This is a genomic window from Parablastomonas sp. CN1-191 (assembly GCF_049354825.1).
Classification (GTDB): domain Bacteria; phylum Pseudomonadota; class Alphaproteobacteria; order Sphingomonadales; family Sphingomonadaceae; genus Novosphingobium.
Genome location: NZ_CP186480.1, coordinates 2,235,479 through 2,258,662, shown reverse-complemented (window position 1 = coordinate 2,258,662; position 23,184 = coordinate 2,235,479). Strand labels below are relative to the sequence as shown.

The 23,184-nt window shown below is 69.8% G+C and carries 27 protein-coding genes; 11 read left to right on the top strand and 16 right to left on the bottom strand.

The window, feature by feature from the left end; genetic code table 11:
• Positions 1–39: 39 nt before the first annotated feature.
• A complete protein-coding gene (locus ACOYW6_RS11255) occupies positions 40–870 on the top strand; it encodes a hypothetical protein (RefSeq protein ID WP_423141406.1) in 831 nt (276 codons plus the stop codon).
• A 6-nt stretch (positions 871–876) separates the two neighbouring features.
• On the opposite strand, the gene ACOYW6_RS11250 is transcribed toward ACOYW6_RS11255, so the two are convergent.
• A complete protein-coding gene (locus ACOYW6_RS11250) occupies positions 877–1,872 on the bottom strand; it encodes an adenosine kinase (RefSeq protein WP_423141405.1) in 996 nt (331 codons plus the stop codon).
• Between the two features lie 126 nt (positions 1,873–1,998).
• On the opposite strand from ACOYW6_RS11250, the gene ACOYW6_RS11245 reads away from it, so the two are divergent.
• The 3 genes from ACOYW6_RS11245 to ACOYW6_RS11235 all read left to right on the top strand — a co-directional run bounded on the left by ACOYW6_RS11245 (position 1,999) and on the right by ACOYW6_RS11235 (position 4,158).
• Entirely contained in the window at positions 1,999–2,676 is a 678-nt protein-coding gene (locus tag ACOYW6_RS11245; protein ID WP_423141404.1) for an EI24 domain-containing protein, read from the top strand.
• The gene (locus tag ACOYW6_RS11240) at positions 2,673–3,101 is read left to right on the top strand and encodes a hypothetical protein (protein ID WP_423141403.1); all 429 of its coding nucleotides are present in this window, start codon (positions 2,673–2,675) and stop codon (positions 3,099–3,101) included. Before ACOYW6_RS11245 ends, ACOYW6_RS11240 begins: the two co-directional genes overlap by 4 nt.
• A 76-nt stretch (positions 3,102–3,177) precedes the next feature.
• Positions 3,178–4,158, top strand: coding sequence for a hypothetical protein (locus tag ACOYW6_RS11235; protein WP_423141402.1), 981 nt, complete (start codon positions 3,178–3,180; stop codon positions 4,156–4,158).
• Positions 4,159–4,162: 4 nt separating this feature from the next.
• Here the strand turns inward: ACOYW6_RS11235 and ACOYW6_RS11230 are convergent, their stop codons facing one another.
• The 11 genes from ACOYW6_RS11230 to ACOYW6_RS11180 all read right to left on the bottom strand — a co-directional run bounded on the left by ACOYW6_RS11230 (position 4,163) and on the right by ACOYW6_RS11180 (position 12,442).
• A complete protein-coding gene (locus ACOYW6_RS11230; RefSeq protein WP_423141401.1) occupies positions 4,163–4,882 on the bottom strand; it encodes a class I SAM-dependent methyltransferase in 720 nt (239 codons plus the stop codon).
• Positions 4,883–4,886: 4 nt separating this feature from the next.
• Positions 4,887–5,240 carry a HesB/IscA family protein gene (locus ACOYW6_RS11225; protein WP_423141400.1) on the bottom strand — a complete coding sequence of 118 codons (354 nt, stop codon included), beginning with the start codon at positions 5,238–5,240 and terminating at the stop codon, positions 4,887–4,889.
• Entirely contained in the window at positions 5,237–5,770 is a 534-nt protein-coding gene (locus ACOYW6_RS11220) for an SUF system Fe-S cluster assembly protein (protein WP_423141399.1), read from the bottom strand. Before ACOYW6_RS11220 ends, ACOYW6_RS11225 begins: the two co-directional genes overlap by 4 nt.
• Positions 5,767–6,960 (bottom strand): aminotransferase class V-fold PLP-dependent enzyme, encoded by a 1,194-nt coding sequence (locus ACOYW6_RS11215; RefSeq protein WP_423143120.1) that lies wholly within the window; start codon positions 6,958–6,960, stop codon positions 5,767–5,769. Before ACOYW6_RS11215 ends, ACOYW6_RS11220 begins: the two co-directional genes overlap by 4 nt.
• Positions 6,960–7,688, bottom strand: coding sequence for a SufB/SufD family protein (locus ACOYW6_RS11210; RefSeq protein ID WP_423141398.1), 729 nt, complete (start codon positions 7,686–7,688; stop codon positions 6,960–6,962). The genes ACOYW6_RS11215 and ACOYW6_RS11210 overlap by 1 nt, the downstream gene beginning before the upstream one ends.
• Positions 7,685–8,290: a cation transporter gene (locus ACOYW6_RS11205; RefSeq protein WP_423141397.1), complete on the bottom strand. Its 606-nt coding sequence runs from the start codon at positions 8,288–8,290 to the stop codon at positions 7,685–7,687. The genes ACOYW6_RS11210 and ACOYW6_RS11205 overlap by 4 nt, the downstream gene beginning before the upstream one ends.
• Positions 8,287–9,042: a Fe-S cluster assembly ATPase SufC gene (gene sufC / locus ACOYW6_RS11200; RefSeq protein ID WP_423141396.1), complete on the bottom strand. Its 756-nt coding sequence runs from the start codon at positions 9,040–9,042 to the stop codon at positions 8,287–8,289. Before sufC ends, ACOYW6_RS11205 begins: the two co-directional genes overlap by 4 nt.
• A gap of 3 nt (positions 9,043–9,045) precedes the next feature.
• The gene (locus ACOYW6_RS11195; RefSeq protein WP_423141395.1) at positions 9,046–9,558 is read right to left on the bottom strand and encodes a DUF559 domain-containing protein; all 513 of its coding nucleotides are present in this window, start codon (positions 9,556–9,558) and stop codon (positions 9,046–9,048) included.
• Positions 9,555–11,036 carry a Fe-S cluster assembly protein SufB gene (gene sufB / locus ACOYW6_RS11190; protein WP_423141394.1) on the bottom strand — a complete coding sequence of 494 codons (1,482 nt, stop codon included), beginning with the start codon at positions 11,034–11,036 and terminating at the stop codon, positions 9,555–9,557. The genes ACOYW6_RS11195 and sufB overlap by 4 nt, the downstream gene beginning before the upstream one ends.
• On the bottom strand, positions 11,033–11,443 hold the full coding sequence (locus ACOYW6_RS11185; protein ID WP_423141393.1) for an SUF system Fe-S cluster assembly regulator: 411 nt from the start codon (positions 11,441–11,443) through the stop codon (positions 11,033–11,035). The genes sufB and ACOYW6_RS11185 overlap by 4 nt, the downstream gene beginning before the upstream one ends.
• A gap of 69 nt (positions 11,444–11,512) precedes the next feature.
• The gene (locus tag ACOYW6_RS11180; protein WP_423141392.1) at positions 11,513–12,442 is read right to left on the bottom strand and encodes a helix-turn-helix domain-containing protein; all 930 of its coding nucleotides are present in this window, start codon (positions 12,440–12,442) and stop codon (positions 11,513–11,515) included.
• 313 nt (positions 12,443–12,755) lie between these two features.
• Here ACOYW6_RS11180 and ACOYW6_RS11175 point away from each other — a divergent pair, with 313 nt between their 5' ends.
• The 3 genes from ACOYW6_RS11175 (at position 12,756) to ACOYW6_RS11165 (ending at position 17,425) form a co-directional block, all read left to right on the top strand.
• Complete coding sequence (locus tag ACOYW6_RS11175; protein WP_423141391.1) at positions 12,756–13,784, top strand: quinone-dependent dihydroorotate dehydrogenase; 1,029 nt, start codon at positions 12,756–12,758, stop codon at positions 13,782–13,784.
• An 11-nt stretch (positions 13,785–13,795) separates the two neighbouring features.
• A complete protein-coding gene (ggt, locus tag ACOYW6_RS11170) occupies positions 13,796–15,532 on the top strand; it encodes a gamma-glutamyltransferase (protein WP_423141390.1) in 1,737 nt (578 codons plus the stop codon).
• A 75-nt stretch (positions 15,533–15,607) separates the two neighbouring features.
• Positions 15,608–17,425, top strand: coding sequence for an AMP-dependent synthetase/ligase (locus tag ACOYW6_RS11165; RefSeq protein WP_423141389.1), 1,818 nt, complete (start codon positions 15,608–15,610; stop codon positions 17,423–17,425).
• On the opposite strand, the gene ACOYW6_RS11160 is transcribed toward ACOYW6_RS11165, so the two are convergent.
• From ACOYW6_RS11160 to ACOYW6_RS11145, 4 genes are all read right to left on the bottom strand, one after another.
• Positions 17,413–18,018 carry a DUF2939 domain-containing protein gene (locus ACOYW6_RS11160; RefSeq protein WP_423141388.1) on the bottom strand — a complete coding sequence of 202 codons (606 nt, stop codon included), beginning with the start codon at positions 18,016–18,018 and terminating at the stop codon, positions 17,413–17,415. The genes ACOYW6_RS11165 and ACOYW6_RS11160 overlap by 13 nt on opposite strands.
• Before the next feature lie 58 nt (positions 18,019–18,076).
• On the bottom strand, positions 18,077–18,604 hold the full coding sequence (locus tag ACOYW6_RS11155; RefSeq protein WP_423141387.1) for a hypothetical protein: 528 nt from the start codon (positions 18,602–18,604) through the stop codon (positions 18,077–18,079).
• Positions 18,605–18,687: 83 nt separating this feature from the next.
• Complete coding sequence (gene thiS / locus ACOYW6_RS11150; RefSeq protein WP_423141386.1) at positions 18,688–19,683, bottom strand: sulfur carrier protein ThiS; 996 nt, start codon at positions 19,681–19,683, stop codon at positions 18,688–18,690.
• 17 nt (positions 19,684–19,700) lie between these two features.
• Positions 19,701–20,072 (bottom strand): MerC domain-containing protein, encoded by a 372-nt coding sequence (locus tag ACOYW6_RS11145; protein WP_423141385.1) that lies wholly within the window; start codon positions 20,070–20,072, stop codon positions 19,701–19,703.
• 109 nt (positions 20,073–20,181) lie between these two features.
• Here ACOYW6_RS11145 and ACOYW6_RS11140 point away from each other — a divergent pair, with 109 nt between their 5' ends.
• From ACOYW6_RS11140 to rpsI, 4 genes are all read left to right on the top strand, one after another.
• Positions 20,182–21,222 (top strand): COX15/CtaA family protein, encoded by a 1,041-nt coding sequence (locus ACOYW6_RS11140; protein WP_423141384.1) that lies wholly within the window; start codon positions 20,182–20,184, stop codon positions 21,220–21,222.
• Positions 21,219–21,926 (top strand): hypothetical protein, encoded by a 708-nt coding sequence (locus ACOYW6_RS11135; RefSeq protein WP_423141383.1) that lies wholly within the window; start codon positions 21,219–21,221, stop codon positions 21,924–21,926. Before ACOYW6_RS11140 ends, ACOYW6_RS11135 begins: the two co-directional genes overlap by 4 nt.
• Before the next feature lie 135 nt (positions 21,927–22,061).
• Entirely contained in the window at positions 22,062–22,541 is a 480-nt protein-coding gene (gene rplM / locus ACOYW6_RS11130) for a 50S ribosomal protein L13 (protein WP_423141382.1), read from the top strand.
• A 3-nt stretch (positions 22,542–22,544) separates the two neighbouring features.
• Positions 22,545–23,156, top strand: coding sequence for a 30S ribosomal protein S9 (gene rpsI / locus ACOYW6_RS11125; protein WP_423141381.1), 612 nt, complete (start codon positions 22,545–22,547; stop codon positions 23,154–23,156).
• Positions 23,157–23,184 lie beyond the last annotated feature (28 nt).

Below are 23,184 nucleotides of genomic sequence, written 5' to 3'. Positions count from 1 at the left end.
GAACCCGACCCGGTCGCAAGCTTCGGGGGGGAAGCAGCGATGCCTTATCGCCATGCGCATTTTTACGTCGGCGTTGTCCTGCTGGTCATCCTGGCCGGTTTCTGGCCGAGCTACTTTTCGCCGATCCGCGCGGTGCCGCCGGCCTTTCACATCCACGCCGCCACCGCGATCGCCTGGCTGACGCTGCTGATCGTGCAAAGCGTCACGATCCAGCGCCGCAGCAACGCCCTGCACCGCCAGCTCGGCAGGGCCAGCTTCGCGCTGTTCCCGCTGCTGATCCTGGGGCTTACGATGATCATCGGCGTGTCCGCGCACCGTTTCGCTGTGCGGGAATACCCCGGGGTAGAGATCCTTACGCCCGCTTTCGGGATCGGCATGGCGATCGCCATCGCCGCGTACCTGACGCTGTTCTACCAGGCGCTGAAGCACCGCCGCAACGTGCGGCTTCACGCCGGCTACATGCTGGCGACGCCGCTGATCCTGTTCGAATCGCCGTTCAGCCGGATCGTAGGCAACGACCTGCCGTGGCTGAACGTCATTGGCAGCCCGGGCCCGCGCGCGCTGCTGGACACCATCGCGCTGAGCGACGCGGTGTCGCTGTCGATCGCGCTGGTGCTGTACTCGCGCCATCCGCGCCACGGCACCCCGTGGCTGGTCGCCGCCGGCTTCATCGCCGCGCAGGCGCTGGCGATGTGGATTTCACCCTTCGTGCCGGGCCTGCAGGGCGCGTTCGCGGCTTACGCGCGCGTGCCCGAAGCGCTCACGCTGGTCCTGGCCGTGATCGCCGGTGGCCTGGCCGGCTGGCTGGGCTGGAACGCCGCGCCGGGCCGGCGGCGTCCGCCGACCGGCGCCGAGCCGCTCCCCGCCTGATCGGCGTCAGCCCAGGCGCGTGTCGACCAGCGCCTTGAGGTCCGCTTCGGGCCGGGCGCCGTAGTGGCTGATGATCTCGGCGGCGCAGACCGCGCCCATCGTCAGGCAGCGTTCCAGGCTTTCGCCGCGCGCGTGGCCGGTCAGGAAGCCGGCGGCGAACAGGTCGCCCGCGCCGGTGGTGTCGACCACCTTGGCGACCGGCTCGGCGGCGACTTCGGCGCGCTGGCCGTTCGCCACCGCGATGGCGCCGGCGGCGCTGCGGGTCGCGACCAGTACCGGAACCTTGGCGCTGACCTTGGCCACGCCGGCCTCGAACTCGGCTTCGCCGGTCAGCGTCGCCAGTTCGTGCTCGTTGACGAACAGGATGTCGATCTTGCCCTCGTCCATCAGGGCGCGGAAATCGTCGCCGTGGCGCGCGATCACGAAACTTTCGGACGCGGTGAAGGCAACCTTTCGGCCGGCGGCGCGGGCAACCTCGATGGCGCGGCGCATCGCGCTGCGCGGCTCCTCGGGGTCCCACAGGTAACCTTCGAGGTAGAGGATCCCGGCATCGGCGATGACGCTGTCGTCCAGCGCGGCGGGCGGCAGGAACTGGCTGGCGCCCAGGAACGTGTTCATCGTCCGCTCGCCGTCGGGGGTGACGAAGATCAGGCAGCGCGCGGTGGGCGGGTCCTCGGCGCGGGCGGGGGTTTCGAACGCGATCCCGCCGGCGCGGATATCGTGGCTGAACACCGCCCCCAACTGGTCGTCGGCGACCTGGCCGATGAAGGCGCACTTGGCGCCAAGCGCCGCCATGCCGGCCAGCGTGTTGGCGGCCGATCCGCCCGAGATTTCCTTGGCCGGTCCCATCGCGGCGTAAAGCTCCTCGGCACGCTCGGTATCGACCAGCGTCATCCCGCCGCGGTTGAGGCCCAAGCGGGTCAGCAGCGCCTCCTCGCAAGGGGCCATCACGTCGACGATGGCGTTGCCGATGGCGATGACGTCGTATCGGGGAGCGTTCACAGGCGGTCTTTCGCTAAGCTTGCAGGCAAGCCGCGGCGCCTAGCGGGGCCGGCGGCGTGGAGCAAGGGCGGCGGCGGTTGACGGGGCCCTGGTTGACCGGAAGGGCCGCGCGCGCGAACAGGGCGCATGGTCCGCGCCCTCAGCCTCGCCCTGTCCGATCTCGCGCTGCCCGGCGTGCGCCGCGTGCTGGCCAAGAGCCTGGCGGTGACGGTGCTGGTCTTCGCCGTGCTGGGCGGGGCGGCCTGGTACGGCCTGTCCGAAGGGCTCACCGCTTGGCTGGGCCTCGATTCGGGACTGTCCGCCTTCGTCGCGCTGATCGCGACGCTGCTGGCGCTGTACATGCTGTGGACGGCGATCGCGTTCGGGGTGATGCAGCTTTACGCCGACGAGGTCGTGGCCGCGGTGGAGGCGGCGCATTACCCCGCCGCCGCGGCGCGGGCGAAACCGCTGGGCATGGGCGGAGAGGCGCTGATAGGGCTGCGCAGCGCCGCCTTCGCGCTGCTGGTCAACGCGATCGCGCTGCCGATCGCGCTGGTGCTGCTGATCACCGGCGTCGGCACGATCGTCGTGTTCTGGCTGGCCAACACGTTGGTGCTGGGGCGCGAGCTGATGCAGATGGCCTGGCTGCGCCACCGCGCCGACATGCCCAGGGCGCCGCTGGGCGCGGGGCAGCGTTTCGTGCTGGGCGGGATCGCAGCGGCGATGCTGCTGGTGCCTTTCGTCAACCTGCTGGCACCGATAGTAGGGGCAGCCATGGCCACCCACATGATTCACCGCCGCGGCCAAGCGGCCCAGCGCGCATGATCCGCGCCGCACTTCCCCTCGCCGCGATCGCGCTCCTGTCCGCGTGCGGCACCGCCGCCACGACCGAGCGGCCGCGCTCCACCACCGCTGCCGGCGCGCGGACCGCGCCGACCACGCGCGTTCGCCAGCCGACCCGGCGCCCGGCGCAAGCGGCGGTGATCCAGCAGCTGCCCGGCCTCGAAGGGGTGATCGGGTCAAGCGTGAACCAGCTTATCGGCCAGTTCGGCCCGGCCCGCCTCGACGAGTGGGAGGGCGACGCGCGCAAGCTGCAGTTCGCCGGCACGGCCTGCGTCCTCGACGTCTACCTCTATCCGGTGAGCGGCGCGCGTGAGCCGACCGCGACCTATGTCGACGCGCGCCGCCCCAGCGATGGCCGCGATGTCGACCGGGCCGCCTGCGTCGCCGCGCTTCGGCAACGGCCCTGATCTGTCGACGTAACCGCGAATTAACCCTCTGCGCCGCATAAACCCCGCGCAATCGCGGCGACGGGGCTTGGCACAGATGAACTTTCCTTTTGCGCCATTTGGCGATCGGCCAGACGACGGCGGTCCCGATCCGGCTGGCGGCGACGCTTACGGCCGCGTTGGTGACGCGTTCGACGCGCTGCGCCAGGCGACCTGGGCCGATGGAACGATCGACGAGGCCGAGGCCGAGGCGATCTTTCACGACAACGACGAACCCGGCGCCAGGCCCGAAGGCTGGGCCGCATGGTTCCTCGATTCGCTGACCGAGTACATGGTCCGCACCGAGCAGCCCCACGGCTACGTCTCGGACGAGCGCGCGCAGTGGCTGATCGACATGCTCGACCGCCATGGCCACTTGTCCGACCCGCTGGAGATGCAGTTGCTGGTCAAGGTCATCGACAGCGCGCTGGGGGTGCCTGCGGCGTTGCGCGACTATGCGCTGGCGCAAGTCGAGCAGGCGGTGACCAGCGGCGAGGGTCCGCTACGCGAAGGCGCCTCCGCCGAGCAGGGAGTGACCGCCGCCGAGGCCGCGCTGATCCGCCGCCTTGTCTGCGGGTCGGGTAGCGAAAACAGCATCGCGTTGAGCAAGGCCGAGGCCGAAATGCTGTTCCGCATCAAGGATGCGACGGTTTACGAGATCAACGCGCCCGAGTGGGAGGAGTTCTTCGTCGAGGCCGTCGCCGGCTACCTGCTCGGCTTCGACGGGCCTGAACCGCTGAGCCGCGAGCGCGCTGCCGAACTCGAGGCTTTCATGGAACGCGAGGGGCGCGGCATCGGCGCCTTCCTGGCGCGCATTGGCCAAACCCAGCCCGAGGAAAGCTTCGCGAGCCTGCTCGACTTGTCGATCCCGGTTACCGTGGCGTCCGAAGGCGACGACGAGGATGACGACGACGACGCGGCCGATCCAGGCGCCTATGGCCTGCCCGCGGAAGAAGCCCACTGGCTGTTCGACGCGCTTGACGCCGACGAAGACCTCGATCCGCTGGAAAAGGCGCTGATCGCCTACATCGCCGGCTGAGCGCTTAATCGTATCCGATCGCGCGTAGCGCCTTGTCCTTGCGCGCGGTCCGTCCGCCGTCGAGGCAGCGCGCCGACTTTGCGTCGTAATCCCAGTCCGCGATCTTGCGCGCGACCACCAGGCATTGCGGCGTCAGTGTCACCGCCAGCCGGTCGAGCCAGCGGTGCTTGCCGATGGTGATCTCGACGATGTCGAACCCGGCGCGTTTCACTGTCCAGCGCAGCGTCCCGGCTGTGAAGAAGCTGACGTGGTCCTTCGCTTCGAAGCCTCGAAACCGCGCCGACAGCGGCCCAAGCAGGCGGCCCGGACCGATCAACGGCGCGACGACGAAAGCGAGCCCGTCCGCCTTCAGCAGCCGCGCCATGCCGCGCAGCGCCAGGTGCGGGCTGTCGACATGCTCGATCACGTCGCGCGCCCATACCGCGTCGACCGGCGGCGCCGCGATCGTCTCGATGTCGCCTGTGCAGGTCGTCAGCCCGACCGCGGTCGCCCAGGCCGCGGCCTCGGGATTGATCTCGACGCCGTAGGAGCCGGGACCGAAGTGGCGCAGCGCGTGTCCATAGGACGAGCCGACGTCAGCAACGCTCAGCCGGTCGAGCCGGTACGCGCGCATCGCATAGGCCAGCAGCCGCGTCGGCGGCGGCGCAAACCACTTATCGTAGATGGCAGCATTGACGGCGGGTCCGGCGGGCCCGCGCGCGACGATATCGTCGCGGCTCAGCACCGGATCAGACGGTGAAGCTTTCGCCGCAGCCGCAGGCGCCCTTGGCGTTGGGGTTCGCGAACACGAAGCCGGCGGTGAAATCGTCCTCCACCCAGTCCATCGTGCTGCCGATGAGGTACAACACGCTGGCACCGTCGATGTAGAACGGGCCGGCCGGGGTCTCGATCTTCTCGTCGAAGGGCGCGGCCTCGGTCACGTAATCGACCGAGTAGGCCAGGCCCGAACAGCCGCGCCGCGGGGTCGAGAGCTTGACGCCGACGGTCCCGTCGGGCGCACGCGCGTAAAGCGCGGCCACGCGCGCTTCGGCGGCGGGGGTCAGGGTGACGGCGGCCGGGCGGGCGCGAACGGTGGCGGTCATAGCATTCCCAGCTCCAGGCGGGCCTCGTCGGTCATCTTGGCGGGATCCCACGGCGGGTCCCAGACGAGGTTGACCTCGCAGTCGCGCACGCCGGGCACCGCGGCGACGCGCATCTCGACCTCGCCGGGCATCGATTCCGCCACCGGACAGTGCGGCGTGGTCAGCGTCATCGTGACGACGGCAGCGCCTTCGTTCGACACGTCGACGCCGTAGATCAGGCCAAGGTCGTAGATGTTGACCGGGATTTCCGGATCGAAAATGTCCTTCAGTGCCGCGATCACGCCCTCGTACAAGTCGCCGCCGGGCTGGCCCGCCGGGATGCCGGTGGGCGCCGCCTTGAGGAAACCCTCAAGGTAGTCGCGCTTGCGCCCAAGCTTTTCGGCGGGCGTTTCGTCAGACGATTCAACCGCGGCGTCGATCGCATCCCGCATCGCCGGTGAGACCTGCGCTTCAAGTTGCTCGACGGTGACACGCGGAGGTTGAGGCACTGCATCCACCTCCTCGACCGTGAATTTGGGTTCGTTATTCACCCGAAAATCCTTCTCGTCCTGTCGATGCCGTCCAGCAGCGCGGCGATGTCGTCCGCGGCGGAGTACAGCCCGAAGCTGGCCCGCGCGGTGGCGGGCACGCCCAGGTGGTCCATCAGCGGCTGGGCGCAGTGGTGCCCGGCGCGGATCGCCACCCGGTTCTCGTCCAATATGGTGCCGAGGTCGTGCGGATGCACCCCGTCCATCGCAAAAGAGACGATTCCAGCGCTATCGGCCGGGCCGAACACCGTCACGTCGTTGCGGCGGGACAGCGCTTCGCGCAGCTCGTCCACCAGCGCCGCTTCATGGGCGTGGATCGCGTCCAGCCCGGCGCTCAGCACGTAGTCGACCGCCGCGCCGAAGGCGATGCCCTCGACGATCGCGGGGGTCCCGGCCTCGAACCGGGCCGGCGGCGCGGCGAACGCCGTGCCCTCGAACGTCACCCGGTCGATCATCGCGCCGCCGCCCTGCCAGGGCGGCATCGCGGCGAGCAGATCGGGCCGGCCCCACAGCGCGCCGATCCCGGTCGGACCATAAAGCTTGTGCGCGGAAAACGCGTAGAAATCGCAGTCCAGCGCATCGACGTCGACGGCCAGGCGCGGGACCGCCTGGCAGCCGTCGACCAGCAGTTTCGCGCCGACGCGGTGCGCCAGGTCCGCCGCGCGGGCGACGTCGAGCCGGCTGCCGAGCACGTTGGAGACATGCGCGAAGGCGACCATCGCGTGGTCGCGCGTCAGCATGGCCTCGGCCGCGTCGAGGTCGATGCGGCCGTTGGCGGTCAGCGGGCAGACGTCGACCTGCCAGCCGGCGAGCTGCCACGGCACGATGTTGGAATGGTGCTCGAGCTGCGAGAGCAGCACACGCCGCCCCGTGCCCACGACCTGGCCGTAGCTGTAAGCGACAAGGTTGATCGCCTCGGTCGCGCCGCGGGTGAAGACGATCTCGTCCTCCGCGCCGCCGACCAGCCCGGCAACCTTGCGCCGCGCCGCCTCGTAAGCGCGGGTCATTTCGGCGCTCTTGGCGTAGACGCCGCGGTGGACGGTGGCGTAATCGCCGCCCAGCGCGCGGGTCGCGGCGTCGATCACCGCCTGCGGCTTGAGGGCGCTGGCGGCGGAATCGAGATAGTGCCAGCCGCTGGCCAGCGACGGGAAATCGCCGCGCCGTTCGAGCCGCGCGAGGGTCGGCGCGTCGATCACAGCGCTTCCAGGGCGGCCAGTGCCGCGGCGTCGAGCGCCTCTTCGTCGTCCGCGCCGACGAATGCCTCGGCCAGGAACGCCTGCAGCATCAGCCGCTTCGCTTCAGCCGGCGGCAGCCCCCGGGCGGCCATGTAGAACAGCGCACCGGCGTCGAGTTCGCCGACCGCGCAGCCGTGCGCGCATTTCACGTCGTCGGCGTGGATTTCCAGCTCGGGCTTGGCGTTCGCCGTTGCGGTGGGATCGAGCAGCATCGCGCGGACCGACTGTTCGCCGTCGGTCCCGTCGGCGCCGGGCGCAACGCGGACTTTGCCGAGATACGTGCCGGTCGCCTGCCGCCCAAGCACCGAGCGGACGACCTGGCGGCTGACCGCATCGGGCGCGGTATGCTCGACATGGCTGACCACCTCGAGCGTCGCCCCATCGCTGCCGACTTGCGCCGCGCCGAAGGTAAAGCGCGCCCGTGCGCCGAGCGTGACGCGCAGCGACAAGCGGCCGTAAACCTTCGCCAGGTTGAGCGCGCGCAGGTCCAGCACCGCGTCGTCGGCCAGCGCGATCGCAAGTTCGCGCACCTCGGTGTCACCATCCAGCGTAAGGGACAATGCACGGCTTTCGCCGGCGCCGACCGCGACGGTTTCCACCGCTACCGGCCAAGCGCGTTCTAGCGCGGCGAGATCGGCATAGCGGTAATCCTCGTCATGGCGGGTGGGGAGGCGGAGCGCGCTCATGCTGCCAGCGCCTTTCGTTCGCGGCGGGCGGCCTTCCAGATGTCGCCGGCGGCATCGAGGTTGAGCACGAACAGCGCGGCGCCGACCGCCAGGTCGGGCCAGTAGGAATGCCAGGCGAAGGCGGTGGTGGCCGCGGCCGCCATGATCGCCACGTTGCCGAGCGCATCGTTGCGCGCCGCCAGCCACGCCGCCGTGCCCAAGCTGCCGCCGGTACCGCGATGGCGCACCAGCAAACCGGCGCACAAGAGGTTCAACATCAACGCGCCGAGCCCGACCAGCCCGAGCGCGAGGGGTTCCGGCACTCCGCCGTGGGAGAATTTCTGCCACCCGGTCCACAACGCGGCCCCGGCGGGCAATAACGAGATCAGTGCCAGCGCTCCGCCCAGACGCGCACGCGCGGCCAGGCTCCACCCCAGTGCAAGCACGATCAGCGCGTTGACCGCGGCATCCTCGGCAAAGTCCGCGCTGTCGGCGAACAGCGAAACCGAGCCGATCAGCGGCGCGACAATCACCTCGACCACGAAATAGGCGAGGTTGAGCGCCGCCACGATCAGCGCGGTCCTGCGCAGCGCAGTTTCGTCGAGGGCGAGCGGTGCGCTCACGCCGCAACCGCCGCGGAGACGGATTCGTAGCCTTGCTCTTCCAGCTGCAGCGCCAGATCGGCCCCGCCCGAACGGACGATGCGCCCGCCCGACAGGACGTGGACGAAATCGGGCTGCACGTAATCGAGCAGGCGCTGGTAGTGCGTGATCAGGATCACGGCCCGGTCGGGCTTGCGCATGATCGCGTTGATGCCGTGGCCGACCACGCGCAGCGCATCGATGTCGAGGCCCGAATCGGTCTCGTCCAGGATCGCCAGTTTGGGATCGAGAATGCCCATCTGGACCATCTCGGCGCGCTTCTTCTCCCCGCCCGAAAAGCCGACGTTCACCGGCCGCTTGAGCATGTCCATGTCGAGGCTCAGCAGCGCGGCCTTCTCGCGCGCCAGCTTGAGGAACTCGCCGCCCGTCAGCGGCGCCTCGCCGCGCGCCTTGCGCTGCGAATTGAGGCTTTCGCGCAGGAACTGCACGAACGACACGCCGGGGATCTCGACCGGGTACTGGAAGCCCAGGAACAGCCCGGCGGCAGCGCGCTCGTGCGGTTCGAGCGCGAACAGGTTCTGGCCGGTGAAGGTGGCGCTGCCTCCGGTCACTTCGTAGCCCGGCCGCCCGCCGAGGGTGTAGCCCAGCGTCGACTTGCCGGCGCCGTTGGGGCCCATGATGGCGTGAATTTCGCCCGCGTTCACGGTCAGCGACAGGCCCTTGAGGATGGGCTTGTCGGCAACGGAAGCGTGGAGGTCGGTGACAGTGAGCATCTCTTAGCGGTCTCGATAACTGCGGGGTGCGGGGCGCGTGTCCGTTCTGGCGGGCCGGGCCGCACGGGCGCGCTCTTTGCGTTCATGCCAGCGTTCGCGCATCACTTCGGACACACGCGCGGCTGCGGCGGCCGGATCGGCCAGGACGTCGGCCGCGTTCAGACGCTCGATGCGGTAGCCGACTTCGACCAGGCTGCGATCGCGCGTGGGGGCGAAATCGGCGTCCTCGTCGCCGTCGAATTCCACGATCAGCATCAGCGGCTTGCAGGCGAAATCGACGATCGCCGATCCGATCACGTCCTGCCGCTTGAAGCTGTAGCCGCCGGTTTCGACATCCTTGAGCGCCGCCACCAGCGCGTCCTGCGCCGGGGTTGGATGGCGCCGCATCTCGCGGGCGCGCTCATGCAGCGCGTCGAGCCGCTTCTCGTCGATTTCCCACCCGCGGCCCTTCTTGCGGATGCCGACGGGTTCGTCCGCGGCAGGCGCGGCGATGCCGAGGGTCTTGCGTTCGGTCACCCTACGCTTCCTTCCAAACTGATTCCGAGCAGCTTCTGCGCCTCGACCGCGAACTCCATCGGGAGTTGCTGCAGAACTTCCTTGGCGAAGCCGTTGACGATCAGCGCCACGGCCTCTTCGGTGCCCAGCCCGCGCTGCATGGCGTAGAACAGCTGGTCGTCGCTGATCTTGCTGGTGGTGGCCTCGTGCTCGATCTGGGCGCCGGGGTTGCGGACTTCGATATAAGGCACGGTGTGCGCGCCGCACTCCTTGCCCAGCAGCAGCGAATCGCACTGGGTGAAGTTGCGCACGCCGTCGGCCTGCGGGGCTACGCGCACCAGCCCGCGATAGGTGTTCTGGCTGTGGCCGGCGCTGATGCCCTTGGACACGATGGTCGAGCGGCTGCCCTTGCCGTTGTGGATCATCTTGGTGCCGGTATCGGCCTGCTGGTAATTGTTGGTGACCGCGACCGAGTAGAACTCGCCGACCGAATCCTCGCCGTTGAGGACACACGAGGGGTACTTCCAGGTGATCGCGCTGCCGGTCTCGACCTGGGTCCAGCTCACCTTGCTGCGCTTGCCCTGGCACAGCGCGCGCTTGGTGACGAAGTTGTAGATCCCGCCCTTGCCCTGGGCATCGCCGGGGTACCAGTTCTGCACGGTCGAATACTTGATCTCGGCATCGTCGAGCGCGACGAGTTCGACCACCGCGGCGTGGAGCTGGTTTTCATCGCGCATCGGCGCGGTGCAGCCTTCCAGGTAGGAGACGTAGCTGCCCTTGTCGGCGACGATCAGCGTGCGTTCGAACTGGCCGGTATTCTCGGCATTGATGCGGAAATAGGTGGAAAGCTCCATCGGGCAGCGTACGCCTTCGGGAATGTAGACGAAGGTGCCGTCGGAAAAGACCGCGCAGTTCAAGGCCGCGAAGTAATTGTCGTGCATCGGCACGACCTTGCCGAGCCAGCGCTTCACCTGCTCGGGGTATTCGCGGATCGCCTCGGAGATCGAACGGAAGATGACGCCGGCGGCTTCCAGCTCCTTGCGGAAGGTGGTGGCGACCGAGACCGAATCGAACACCGCGTCCACCGCGACCCGGCGCGCGCCTTCCACCCCCGCGAGCACTTCCTGCTCCGCCAGCGGAATGCCCAGCTTTTCGTAAACGCGCAGGATTTCGGGATCGACCTCGTCAAGGCTGCCGAGCTTGGGCTTGGCCTTGGGCGCGGCCCAGTAATAGGCGTCCTGGTAATCGATCGGCGGCACGTTGAGCTTGGCCCAGTCGGGCATCGGCATCGTCAGCCAGTGGCGGTAGGCCTTGAGCCGCCAGTCCAGCATCCATTCCGGCTCGTCCTTCTTGGCCGAGATATAGCGGACGGTGTCTTCGTTCAGCCCCTTGGGGCCGTATTCCTGCTCGATATCGCTCGACCAGCCGTGTTCGTAATCGGCGACTTTCGCAGCGGCTTCGCGCGCGGCGGCGTCCTTGATCTGGACTGTCTCGTTCATGCCGAATGTCCTGCCAGGCGAGTGAGGGAAACGCCGGCCAGCGCGCCGCGCAGCGTGTCGTTGACGATGGCCCAGTGGGGCCGCACGCTGCACGCGCCCTCCAGCTCGCAATCGTGGCGGCCGTGATCGACGCAGGCCGTCAGCGCGATCGGGCCTTCGACCGCCTCGACGATGTCGGCGAGGCTGATCGCCGCCGCCGGGCGCGCCAGCTTCAGCCCGCCGCCCGCGCCGCGGGTGGAACGCAGCAGGCCCGCCGCGGTCAGCCGGCTGACAAGCTTCTGCACCGTGGGCGCGGGAAGGCCGGTTTCCTCTGCCAGCTGGGCGGCCGACACGCGCGCGTGCCCGCAATGCCGCGCGGCGGCGGACATCGTGACGACGGCATAATCGGCCATGCTGGAAAGGCGCACGGGGGCTGGTTCCTGTAATCGGAGCGAATCGCTCCGATTAGCTAGGCGCGGCTGCGCGGTTCCGCAAGATCAGGCGTTGAGGTCGTCCGGGATCGGCGCCACGCGGGGGCGCCCGCCGCTCCAGCTGCGGTGGTCGAGCAGCGCCGACAGGTACGGCTGGTCGCCGTCGCCCAGCCGCGCAGGGGTGCGCCCTGCGAACAGGCGGATCTCGCGGATCATGTGGCTCTGGTCGTAGAAATGGCCGGCGATCGCGGGCACCGCCGCGTCGGGCAGGTTGGGATCGACCAGCAGCGCGGCAGCGCGCAGCGCGCGGTACTTGCGCGCCAGCGCCTTGGGCGCGAGCCCGTAATAGCGCAGCACCAGCCGCTGGGTCTGGCGCGGCGAAAATCCGCTGCGCGCATAGAGATCGTCGAGCGGGGGCGACAGCGAGGCGCCGAGCCAGTCCTTTACCGCGGCGATCAGGCGGTCGTGCCCGGCCGGCAGCGGCCGCGCCACCGCCAGCATCGCGCGTTCGAATAGCAACGCGAGATCTTCGGCACTGGCGGTGTCGAACACCGCGCCGACCGCGTCCCCCAGTTCGGCGAAGGCCGGGTGAATCGCGGCGGCATCGTACATCGAATCGCTGTGACGCGCGGCATCCATGCCGGTCAGGCAGGCCCAGCCGGCCGGGCTCAGCGCCGCGCCGAAGGTATGCCACGGCCCCTTGATCGCTATGCCCGCCGCGGCGCGCATCGGCGTGCCCAGCACGACCTTGTGGCTGGGCATCGAGCGCCCGTCGGCAAAATGGACCGCGCCCGTGCCGCGCACGAACACCGCCAGCACGCCCACCGACGCCGGCTGGATGTCGACGATATCCGCCTCGTCGCAGCGGGTGCGGAAAAACGTAGTGACGAACGGCAGCGTTGCCGGCGTCGGCGCGACATAATCGAGCTGGAACAGCGCCTGGCTGGTCAGCGGCCGGTCGCGAACGCTTGCGGCGTCGGGCGCCAAACCGCTCATGCCGCGACTGTGCCTGCGACCATTTGCTACCAGCCCCCTGATGCCCGCGAAAAATGCCGCGCCGGCTCGGCAGGTCAAGCAAACCGCACGAAAAGAGAGGCAGCCGGCGCGCTGCGCCAACTGCCTCAATCAAGTTTAGAGGGGCACCGGTGCGCCTTGCGGCGTCGGCACCCTTCGGGTCGCAGGAGCGTCAATAAGTCCGGGCGCGCCTGAAAGATTGTATGGATTCGCCATCCGCCGCGGCGATACCGCCGGATCGGATGCAGTCGCTGGCGGTGGACAGGGCGCAAGGTGCCCGATAGGCGCGGCGGCCATGCTCTATCCGCTGCTGAGGCCGCTGTTGTTCGCGCTCGATCCCGAGCGGGCGCACGGTCTGTCGCTGGCGGCGCTGAAGGCCGTGCCGCACCGCGCGCCGGCCGCGGCCGGACCGCTGGCGAGCGCGGTGGCCGGGCTGCGTTTTCCCAATCCGCTGGGGCTGGCCGCCGGTTACGACAAGGACGGCGAGGCGCCAGACGCGCTGCTGGGTCTGGGATTTGGTTTCGTCGAGGTCGGCTCGATCACGCCGCTGCCGCAGGCGGGCAATCCGAAACCGCGCCTGTTCCGCCTGGTGGAGGACCGCGCGGTGATCAACCGCATGGGATTCAACAACGGCGGCGGCGCGGCGGCGCGGGCGCGGCTGGGGGCGCGCGCGGACCGGCCCGGCGTGGTGGGCATCAACATCGGCGCCAACAAGGATTCACCCGATCGCGTCGCCGACTATGCGGCGATGACGCGGCTGATGGCACCGCTGGCAAGCTACCTGGCGGTCAACATCAGCAGCCCGAATACGCCGGGCCTGCGCGCGCTGCAGGACGAGGGCGCGCTGGCGGCACTGCTCGACGCGGTGCTGGACGCGCGCGGGGCCGCCGGCCCGCCGGTTTTCCTTAAAGTCGCCCCCGACCTCGAGCCGGCCGACGTCGCCGCCATCGCGCGCATCGCCGTGGACAAGCGGCTGGGGGCGCTGATCGTGTCCAACACCACCATTTCGCGCCCCGCGCTGCGCTCAGCCTACGCCGGCGAAAGCGGCGGACTTTCGGGCGCGCCGCTGCACGACCTGGCGCTGGCCCGGCTGCGCGCCTTCCGCCGCGAAACCGGTGGTGCGCTGCCGCTGGTGGGCGTGGGCGGGATCGCCAGCGCCGAGCAGGCCTGGGCGCGCATCCGCGCCGGGGCCAGCCTGGTGCAGCTTTACAGCGCGCTGGTCTATGAAGGACCGGGGCTGCCGCGCCGCATCGTGCACCGGCTGGAGGCGCTGATGAAACGGGACGGGTTCGCTTGCCTTGCCGAGGCGGTGGGAAGCGAATAGCAGTTGCGGCGATGAAAATTCGCCTCCTAGCCGCCCGAACCTTCGCCATGATGGCCGCCCCGCTGCTTGCCGGGGCCTGCGCCGCCGTTCCCGCCCAGGCACCGCAACCGGCGTCGAGCGCGCCGGCGCTCTATCCCGATGGCATGGTCAGCGCGGCCGATCCGCGCGCCGCCGATGCCGGCGCGGCGATGCTGCGCCAGGGCGGCAGCGCCACCGATGCCGCGATCGCCACGATGCTGGCGCTGACCGTGGTCGAACCGCAAAGCTCGGGCATCGGCGGCGGCGGGTTCTACGTGACCGCCGATGCCGCCGGCCATGTCAGCACGATCGACGGCCGCGAAACGGCGCCCGCCTCCGCGACGCAGGACTGGTTCGTTAAGGACGGGAAGGTCCTGACCTTTGCCGAGGCGGTGCCCGGCGGCACCAGCATCGGCGTGCCCGGCAACCTGGCGCTGGCGGCGCGCGCCCACGCCGCCCACGGCAAGCTGGCGTGGAAGGCGCTGTTCGCCCCCGCGATCGCGCTGGCGAAGAACGGGTTCGAGGTTACGCCCCGGCTTTACGGCATGCTCAAGACCAGCAGCAACACGGCTGCCTTCACCCCGGCGGGCAAGGCGCTGTTCTATGGCGCGGATGGCAATCCCCGTCCGGTTGGCACGCGCATCGTCAACACCGCGCTGGCCGCGACGCTGGAAAAGCTCGCCAGCGGGGGACGCCCGGCGTTCTATGCCGGCGCCAACGCGGCCGCTGTGGCCGCCGCGGCGCGGTCGGCCCCGATCAATCCGTCGTCGATGACCCAGGCCGACATCGCCAGCTACGTCGCCAAGCCGCGCGACGCGGTCTGCGGCACCTACCGCGGCTATCGCATCTGCGGGATGGGACCGCCGTCCTCGGGCGCGACTACCGTGCTGGCGACGCTGGGCGCGCTGGAGCGGTTCGACATCGGCAAGCTGGGCCCGGATTCGCCGGTCGCCTGGCACCTGATCGCCGAATCGATGCGGCTCGCCTATGCCGACCGCGCCAAGTACCTGGCCGACGCCGATTTCGAGAGCGTTCCCGTCGCCGGGCTGGTCGACAAGGGCTACCTGGCATCGCGATCGGCGCTGATCGATCCGGCCCGCACGATCCCGGCGGTCGATGCCGGCACCCCGCCCGGCGCGAAGACCGCGTATGCCCCGGCCCCGGCACAAGTCGAAAACGGCACCTCGCACTTCGTCACGGTGGACCGGGCGGGCAATGTCGTGACGTATACATCGACCATCGAAAGCCCGTTCGGTTCGGGGATGATGGCGGGCGGCTATTACCTCAACAACGAGCTGACCGATTTCGACATGGCGCCGACCGTTGGCGGCGTGCCGGTCGCCAACCGGCCGGGCCCGGGCAAGCGCCCGCGCAGCTCGATGGCGCCGACGCTGGTCTATGGCCCCGACGGCGCGCTGCGGCTGGCGGTGGGCGCGGCCGGGGGCGCGACGATCCCCGCGCAAGTGCTGCGCGCGATCATCGGCGTGATCGACTGGAACCTCAGCGCGCAGGCCGCGATCGACCTGCCGGTGCTGTTCGCGCCGACCGGCGATACCGTCTTCGTCGAAAAGGGTTCGCGGCTCGAGGCGCTGATCCCCGCGCTGACCCAGCTCGGTCACAAGGTCATGCCGCGCGAGCTGCCGCTCAAGGCCAACGCGATCGAAGTCGTCGGCGGCAGGCTGGTCGGCGCCGCCGATCCGCGCAGCGAAGGACGCGCCGTCGCCGAATGACTTGCCGCTAGGGTACCGCCGCCTTAGGCTGGCCGGGCCGCGGCAGACGGCGATCGACGAAGGGGCTGAGAGCGCTTGAATACCGAAGAACTTGGCACGCTGGACAACCTCGTCCAGCTGTTCCTGCGCCGCGCCGATGCCAAGGGCGAGGCCCCGTTCCTGTGGGCGAAAAACGCCGGCGCCTGGCAGCCGATCAGCTGGGCCGAGACCGCGCGCCGCGTCTGCCTGCTGGCGGAATCGCTGCGGGCGCTGGGGCTGGAACCGGGCGACCGCGTGCTGCTGGTGAGCGAGAACCGGCCCGAGTGGTGCATCGCCGACCTGGCGATCATGGCGGCGGGCTGCGTGACCGTGCCGGCCTACACCACCAACACCGAGCGCGATCACCTGCACGTCCTGGAAAATTCCGGCGCCCGGGCGGTGATCGTCTCCGACGCCAAGCTGGGCAAGGCGCTGCTGCCGGCGGTCCTGCGCAGCGGCCAGGTAGAGCACCTGGTGATGATGGCGCCGTTCAAGACCCCGCAGCTTGGCCATGCCGCCAGCCACTTGTGGGACGACCTGGTGGCGGGTGACGCACGGTCCGCACGCGCGGCGGTCGATGCCCGCGTGGCCGCGATCGGGCGCGAGGACCTGGCCTGCATCATCTATACCAGCGGCACCGGCGGGGCCCCGCGCGGGGTATGCCAGCCGCACCGCGCGATCCTGGCCAATGTGCGCGGCGCAGCGCGCATCCTGGACGAGGACTTCGGAATCGACGACGAGGTGTTCCTGTCGTTCCTGCCGCTCAGCCACGCTTACGAGCATACTGGCGGCCAGTTCCTGCCGATCGGTGCCGGCGCGCAGATCTACTATTCGGAAGGACTGGAAAAGCTCGCCGCCAATATCGAGGAAGTGCGGCCGACCATCATGGTCGTGGTCCCGCGCCTGTTCGAGGTGCTGCGCACGCGCATCATCAAGCAGGTCGAGAAGCAGGGCAAGGTCGCCAACTACCTGATGGAGCGGGCGCTAGACATCGCAGCCCAGCCCAGGAAGCGCCTGCGCGACCGGCCCGCCGACCTTATCATCGAAAAGCTGCTGCGCCCCAAGATCCGCGCGCGCTTCGGCGGCCGGATCAAGGCGATGGTATCGGGCGGGGCGCCGCTCAACCCCGAAGTGGGCCAGTTCTTCGACGCGATGGGGCTGACGATGCTGCAAGGCTACGGCCAGACCGAGGCCGGCCCGGTGATCAGCTGCAACCGCCCCCGCGCCGGGATCAAGATGGACACCGTCGGCCCGCCGCTCGACGGGGTGGAGGTCCGGATCGCCGACGACGGCGAGATCCTGGTCCGCGGCGAGCTGGTGATGACCGGGTACTGGCGGGGCGAGGCCGACACGCGCCGCGCGCTGCAGCCCGACCCGGCCGAGCCGGAAAAAGGCGCCTGGCTGCACACCGGCGACATCGGCCATCTCGACGAGCGCGGGCGGATCGTCATTACCGACCGCAAGAAGGACATGATCGTCAACGACAAGGGCGACAACGTCAGTCCCCAGAAGGTCGAAGGAATGCTGACGCTGCAGCCCGAAATCGGCCAGGCGATGGTGGCGGGCGACAAGCGTCCTTACCTGGTCGGGCTGATCGTGCCCGATGCCGAGTGGGCCTGCGATTGGGCCAAGCGCGAGGACGAGCGTTTCGACATCGTCGCGCTGCAGGCGCTGCCGGCTTTCCGCGCGGCGGTGCGCAGCGCGATCGACCGCGTCAACGCCGAGCTGTCGGTGACCGAAAAGGTCCGCCAGTTCGCCTTCGCGGACGAACCTTTCGCCATCGACAACGAGGAAATGACCCCGAGCCTCAAGATCCGCCGCCACAAGCTGAAGGAGCGATACGGCGCGCGGCTGGACGCGCTTTACAAGGGCTGACGCGCTTTCGCGGGTGCCTGCAGGAGGTCGGCCGGCAGCTCGATCCGCACCAGCTTCCAGGTGATCAGGCCGCGCCGTTCGAACAGGAACGCCGGGCCGGGCGCCGGGGTGGCGGCGTTTTCGATACGCACGCGGAAACGGTCCAGGCTGAGCCAGTCGTAATGCGCCTTGATCCGCGGCGCGGCCGTTGCGGCCGGCGCGGGACGAGCCGGAGCGCCTCCCGCCGGCGCCGGAGCAGCGGGGGCCGCTGCGGCGGGCTTCTGGCCCTTCGCCAGCGCGGCGATCGCGGCGGGTGTCACGTAGGCATCGACGCCGCGATCGACCACGGCGGGCACGATCAGCGCCGCGATCCCGGCGAAGGGATTATCCTTGAGCTGAGGATCGCTTGCCAGCGAGCGCGTCAGCGCCGCGCCCAGATCGCTCTTGAGGTTGTCGCGCACGGCAGGGAAATCGACCGCGGCGTCGAGCCGGTCACGGTCGCCGGCCTGCGCGGCGGCCTGCAGGTTGTGGGCGGCGCGGTAGGGCGCGGCGGCGAACACGCCGGCAGCCAGCAGCACGATTGCCGCGACAAGGATGAGCCAGCGCGCTTTCATAAGTCGATTCCCCGGTTGCCTGCCACGCCGGCTATTCCGGCGCGGGGCGCGGGGCAAGTCAGGCTGCCTCGGCCTCGATCCATTCGGGATAGAACGCCGGCTCGCGCGCCGACCAGCCCGGCGCGGTGGCGGCGGCCTCGCTGATCGACTGGAGCAGCAGCTTGCGCGCGGCGGGACGGATCTGCGGCAGCGCCGCGGCGGCGCAGAAGGCGCTCGGCAGGAACGGGCGCGCGTCGGCGCCGAGCAGGCGTTCATAGAGGAAGCGGAAGGCGGAAAAGCTTTCGATCCGGCCCTGCGCCAGGTCGAACGCGGCAACGCGGATGAGCTTGCCCAGGAACGCCTCGAGCGGGCCGAGTGCATGCTGCGACGGCACGTTGCCGCGCAGCACCTTGAGGTCCTGGTAGGCGCAGTACTGGCTGCGGATCGAGGCGCGTTCGGCGGCATCGCGCGCCCAGGCCTTGAACGCGTCCTGCCGCCCCAGCCCGACGTCGAGGCTGCGCTTGATGTAGCGCTGCTCGGCGCCCGAAAAGCTGGCGAATTCGCGCAGTTCGGCAATCGTCAGCGATGTGGTCGCAGTCTCGGCCATGGAATCGGTGCCCCCGTGTGCGAGAGTCACCATGGCAGGCGATGGTTAACGGCCCGTAAGCGATGACCGCGGCCGCGAACCCGTCAGATCAGGCCGGCCAGCGGGCTGCTGGGATCGGCATATCGGCGCGTCGCCATCCGGCCCGACAGGTAGGCGTGGCGGCCGGCCTCGACCGCCAGTTTCATCGCGCCGGCCATGCGGATCGGATCCTTCGCCTCGGCAATGGCGGTGTTCATCAGCACGCCGTCGCAGCCCAGTTCCATGGCCACCGCCGCATCGCTGGCGGTGCCGACGCCCGCATCGACCAGCACGGGGACGCTGGCGCCTTCCACGATCAGGCGGATCGTCACCCGGTTCTGGATGCCCAGGCCCGAGCCGATCGGGGCGCCCAGCGGCATGATCGCGACCGCGCCGGCGTCTTCGAGCTGCCTGGCCGCGATCGGATCGTCGACGCAGTAGACCATCGGCGCAAAGCCTTCGCGCGCCAGCACCTCGGTTGCCTTCAGCGTCTCGCGCATGTCGGGGTAGAGCGTGCGCGCCTCGCCCAGCACTTCCAGCTTGACCAGGTCCCAGCCGCCCGCCTCGCGCGCCAGGCGCAAGGTGCGGATGGCCTCGTCAGCTGTAAAGCAGCCGGCGGTGTTGGGAAGGTAGGTGACCTTTTTCGGGTCGATGAAGTCGGTCAGCATCGGCGCCTTGGGATCGGATACGTTGACCCTGCGGACCGCGACGGTGACGATATCGGCCCCCGATGCCTCCACCGCCGCGGCGTTCTGGGCGAAATCGGCATATTTGCCGGTCCCCACGATCAGGCGCGAACGAAAAGTGCGGCCGGCCACGGTCCAGGTATCGGCGGGCGCTTCCGCCGCGTCGCCGCCGCCGACGAAATGGACGATCTCGAGCACGTCGCCCTCGGCGATCGCGACCGCCGCCAGCGCCGAGCGCGGGGCAATGGCGCCGTTGCGCTCGACCGCGACCTTTGCAGGGTCGAGGCCGAGGTGGCGGACCAGGTCGGCAACGGTGCCGGCGGGGGCGCGGCGCGGTTCGCCGTTGACGGTGAGGGCAATGAGGGAGGCTGTCATGCCCCGCGAGATAGCGTTCAGGCGCGGCGGCGCAAGTTGCGGATATGCGCCAGCGCGACCAGCGTGACGCCCAGCACGGTCAGTCCGGCCTCGACCAGGCCGTGATCGACCGTCAGCGCGCCGCCCATCAGCCCCAGGCCGACCGCGCCCAGCCGCAAGTTGTCGTAACGGGCGTGGCGGACGGCGCCGAGCGCCAGCGTGAACAGCCCGACGACGATGGCCGCGCCCAGTCCGACGCGGTGAATCCACGGGCTAAGGAGGACCTGCCCGCCGAGGCCCAGCACGCCGACCAGCACGATGCTGAGCAGGCAATGCACGGCGCAAAGCCCCGAAATGAGGACGCCGGCCTGGTCGAGCCGGCCGCGAATCGATGGAAAGGCTGCGGGCATTGCGGGTCGCGATGTATGATACGATGTAACATTGCGCAAGGGCCGCGGGCTCGGCTCGTCCACGCGAAGCTTGCGATTCGTCGCGCGGCGACGCAGGACTGCCGCCGCTATGAGAGATATTGTCACATCCGCGGATGCTGGCCGGTCACGGCCCGCCGCGCTGGCGCGCTGGCTGCTGGTCGTGGCGGCGCTGATCGTCGCCATCGTCGCGGTCGGCGGGATTACGCGGCTGACCGAATCGGGCGTGTCGATCACCGAGTGGAAGCCGGTGGCAGGCGCGCTGCCGCCGCTGAACCAGGCGCAGTGGCAGGCCGAATTCGACGCCTATCGCCAGACCCCGCAGTTCACCCAGGTCAACGGACCGGCCGGGATGACCCTGGCGACTTACAAGACGATATTCTTCTGGGAATGGGTGCATCGCCTGCTGGCCCGCGCGATCGGGCTGGCGCTGGTGGCCGTGATCGCCGCCTTCGCGTGGCGGCGCCGCATTCCCGCGGGCTACCTGCCGCGGCTGCTGGCGCTGGTGGCGCTGGTCGGCCTGCAGGGTGCGATCGGCTGGTGGATGGTGGAATCGGGCATCGTCAACGACGTGCGGGTCAGCCATTTCCGCCTGGCGCTGCACTTGCTGACGGCGCTGGTGACGCTGGCCGGGGTGGTGTGGACGGCGCTGGACCTCCTGGCGCTGCGGGACGGGCGCCCGCCGGCGCGGCTGCGAAGGATCGGCGTCGCCGCGCTGGCGGTGCTGGCGGTCCAGGTGCTCCTGGGCGCGTTCGTGGCCGGCCTGCGCGCCGGCCACGTCGCCGCCGACTGGCCGCTGATGAACGGCGCACTGGTGCCCGACGGGATCGACTGGTCGCAAGGCGCCCTGCACGCGTTCGCCTACGACCCGTTCCTGCTCCACTTCGTCCATCGCTGGTGGGCCTGGGTGGTGGTGGCCGTCCTGGTCGTGCTGGCGCGACGGGTGAAGCAGGGGGGCGACCGGCGCGCGAGCATCGCCATTCACGCCGCCTTCGGCACCCAGATCCTGCTCGGCATCGCGACGGTGATGAGCGGGATCGCACTGTGGCTGGCGGTGGCGCACCAACTGGTCGGCGCGCTGCTGGTAGCGGCCACGACCTGGGGCGCGCACGCCGCGGGCCAGCGGCGGTGAGCCCGCGCGCCGCCCTGCTGTGCGGCCTGACGATGTTGGCCGGACTGGCTATCCCGGTGGGCGCGGCAGCCCCGACGCAAGGTTTCGCGCCGACCGGCCACCCGATGGTCCTGACCCGGACCGTCTGGCGCGCGCTGGCGGACGGACGCGAAATAAGGGTTTCCCGCCGCTTCCGGATCGAAATCGAGCGCGACGGTTCGGGCTATGCCGTGCGCGGCCGGCAGATCGGCGTCGACGTCGATGCGCCGGCGCAGATCGCCATGCTGGCCCAAGTCGAACGCGCCCGCGACGAAAGCAGCCTGTTTCCGCTCCGCCTCGACGCAGGGGGCCGGATCGTGTCCGGGCCGCCTGCCGGCGGCTCCGGTGCCCGCCGGGAGGGCGTCGCCGCGGCGCACGCGGTGATCGCCGCGCGCGCGCCGAACCCCGCCGCCGCGCGCGAGGGTATCGCCTTCGTCGATGCGGTGGGCGGCAGCGGCGCGCTCAATCGCTGGCCCGACGACTTGTTCAGGGCCAGGCCGGGCGAGCGAGCGGAATCGCACCCAGTGGCGCTGCCGGACGGCGGCTCGGGCAACGTCGTCGTAACGATCGAGGCCGGCGCGGCGATGCCCTGCGGCGTCCCCACCGCGGTCGAGCGCCGGGTCAGCACCCGCCTTGGCGCAACCACGCGGGTCAACCGCGAGCGGTGGACGTTCGAGATGCTCTAGACGGCGTGCGGTATTATTTTACCTCTCCGCAAAGCCGCCGAAAAGCTTGACTTGAAGCGCCCGATCCACGAAAGGGCCGCGTCCCGCGCCGGAGATCGACTCCAGTGCGCGCACAATATCAAAGGGATTGCAGCCATGAAGGCGCTCAGCAAGACCACCCGGTCGATCAAGCCGGCCGAGGTGGAAAAGAAGTGGCATCTGATTGATGCCGAAGGTCTGGTCGTTGGCCGCCTCGCGGTGGTGATCGCCGATCTCCTGCGCGGCAAGCACAAGCCGAGCTTCACTCCCCACGTCGATTGCGGTGACCACGTCGTCGTCGTCAACGCCGACAAGGTCCGCTTCACGGGCAACAAGCTCAAGCAGAAGACCTATTACAAGCACACCGGGTATGCCGGCGGCATCAAGGCGGTGACCGCCGACAAGATCCTCGACGGCCGCTTTCCCGAGCGCGTGATCGAGAAGGCTGTCGAGCGCATGATCCCGCGCGGCCCGCTGGGCCGGGCGCAGATGCGCGCGCTGCACCTCTACAACGGCACCGAGCATCCGCATGCCGGCACCCAGCCGCAGGCGCTCGACGTCGCTTCGATGAACCGCAAGAACAAGGTGGGTGCGTAAGCCATGGCCGACACCGATCAGAACACCGCCGCCAGCTCCGCCAACACCTCGGTGAGCGACCTGGCCGACCTCAAGACCCTGACCGCCGACGCGGCGGCCGCCCCGGTCGCAGCCGACGCTGCCGCCGATGCCGGCACCGACGCGGCTGACGGCGCCGAAGAGGCCGCCCCGCCGCCGCCTCCGCCGCCGTCGACGCCGGCGATCCTGCGCGAGAAGGAAATCGACGCGCAGGGCCGTGCTTATGCCACCGGCCGCCGCAAGGACGCGGTCGCCCGCGTCTGGCTCAAGCCCGGCACCGGCAAGATCACGGTCAACGGCCGTGACCAGGAAACCTACTTCGCGCGTCCGACGCTGCGCCTCGTGATCGACCAGCCGTTCCAGGTTGCCGATCGCGCCGGCCAGTACGATGTCGTCTGCACCGTCAAGGGCGGCGGGCTTTCGGGCCAGGCCGGCGCGGTCAAGCACGGCATCGCCCAGGCGCTGTCCAAGTTCGAACCGAACCTGCGCACCGCGGTCAAGGCCGCCGGCTTCCTCACCCGCGACAGCCGCGTGGTCGAGCGTAAGAAGTACGGCCGCGCCAAGGCTCGCCGCAGCTTCCAGTTCAGCAAGCGCTGATTTCAGTTTACCGCGACGGCGGTATTGG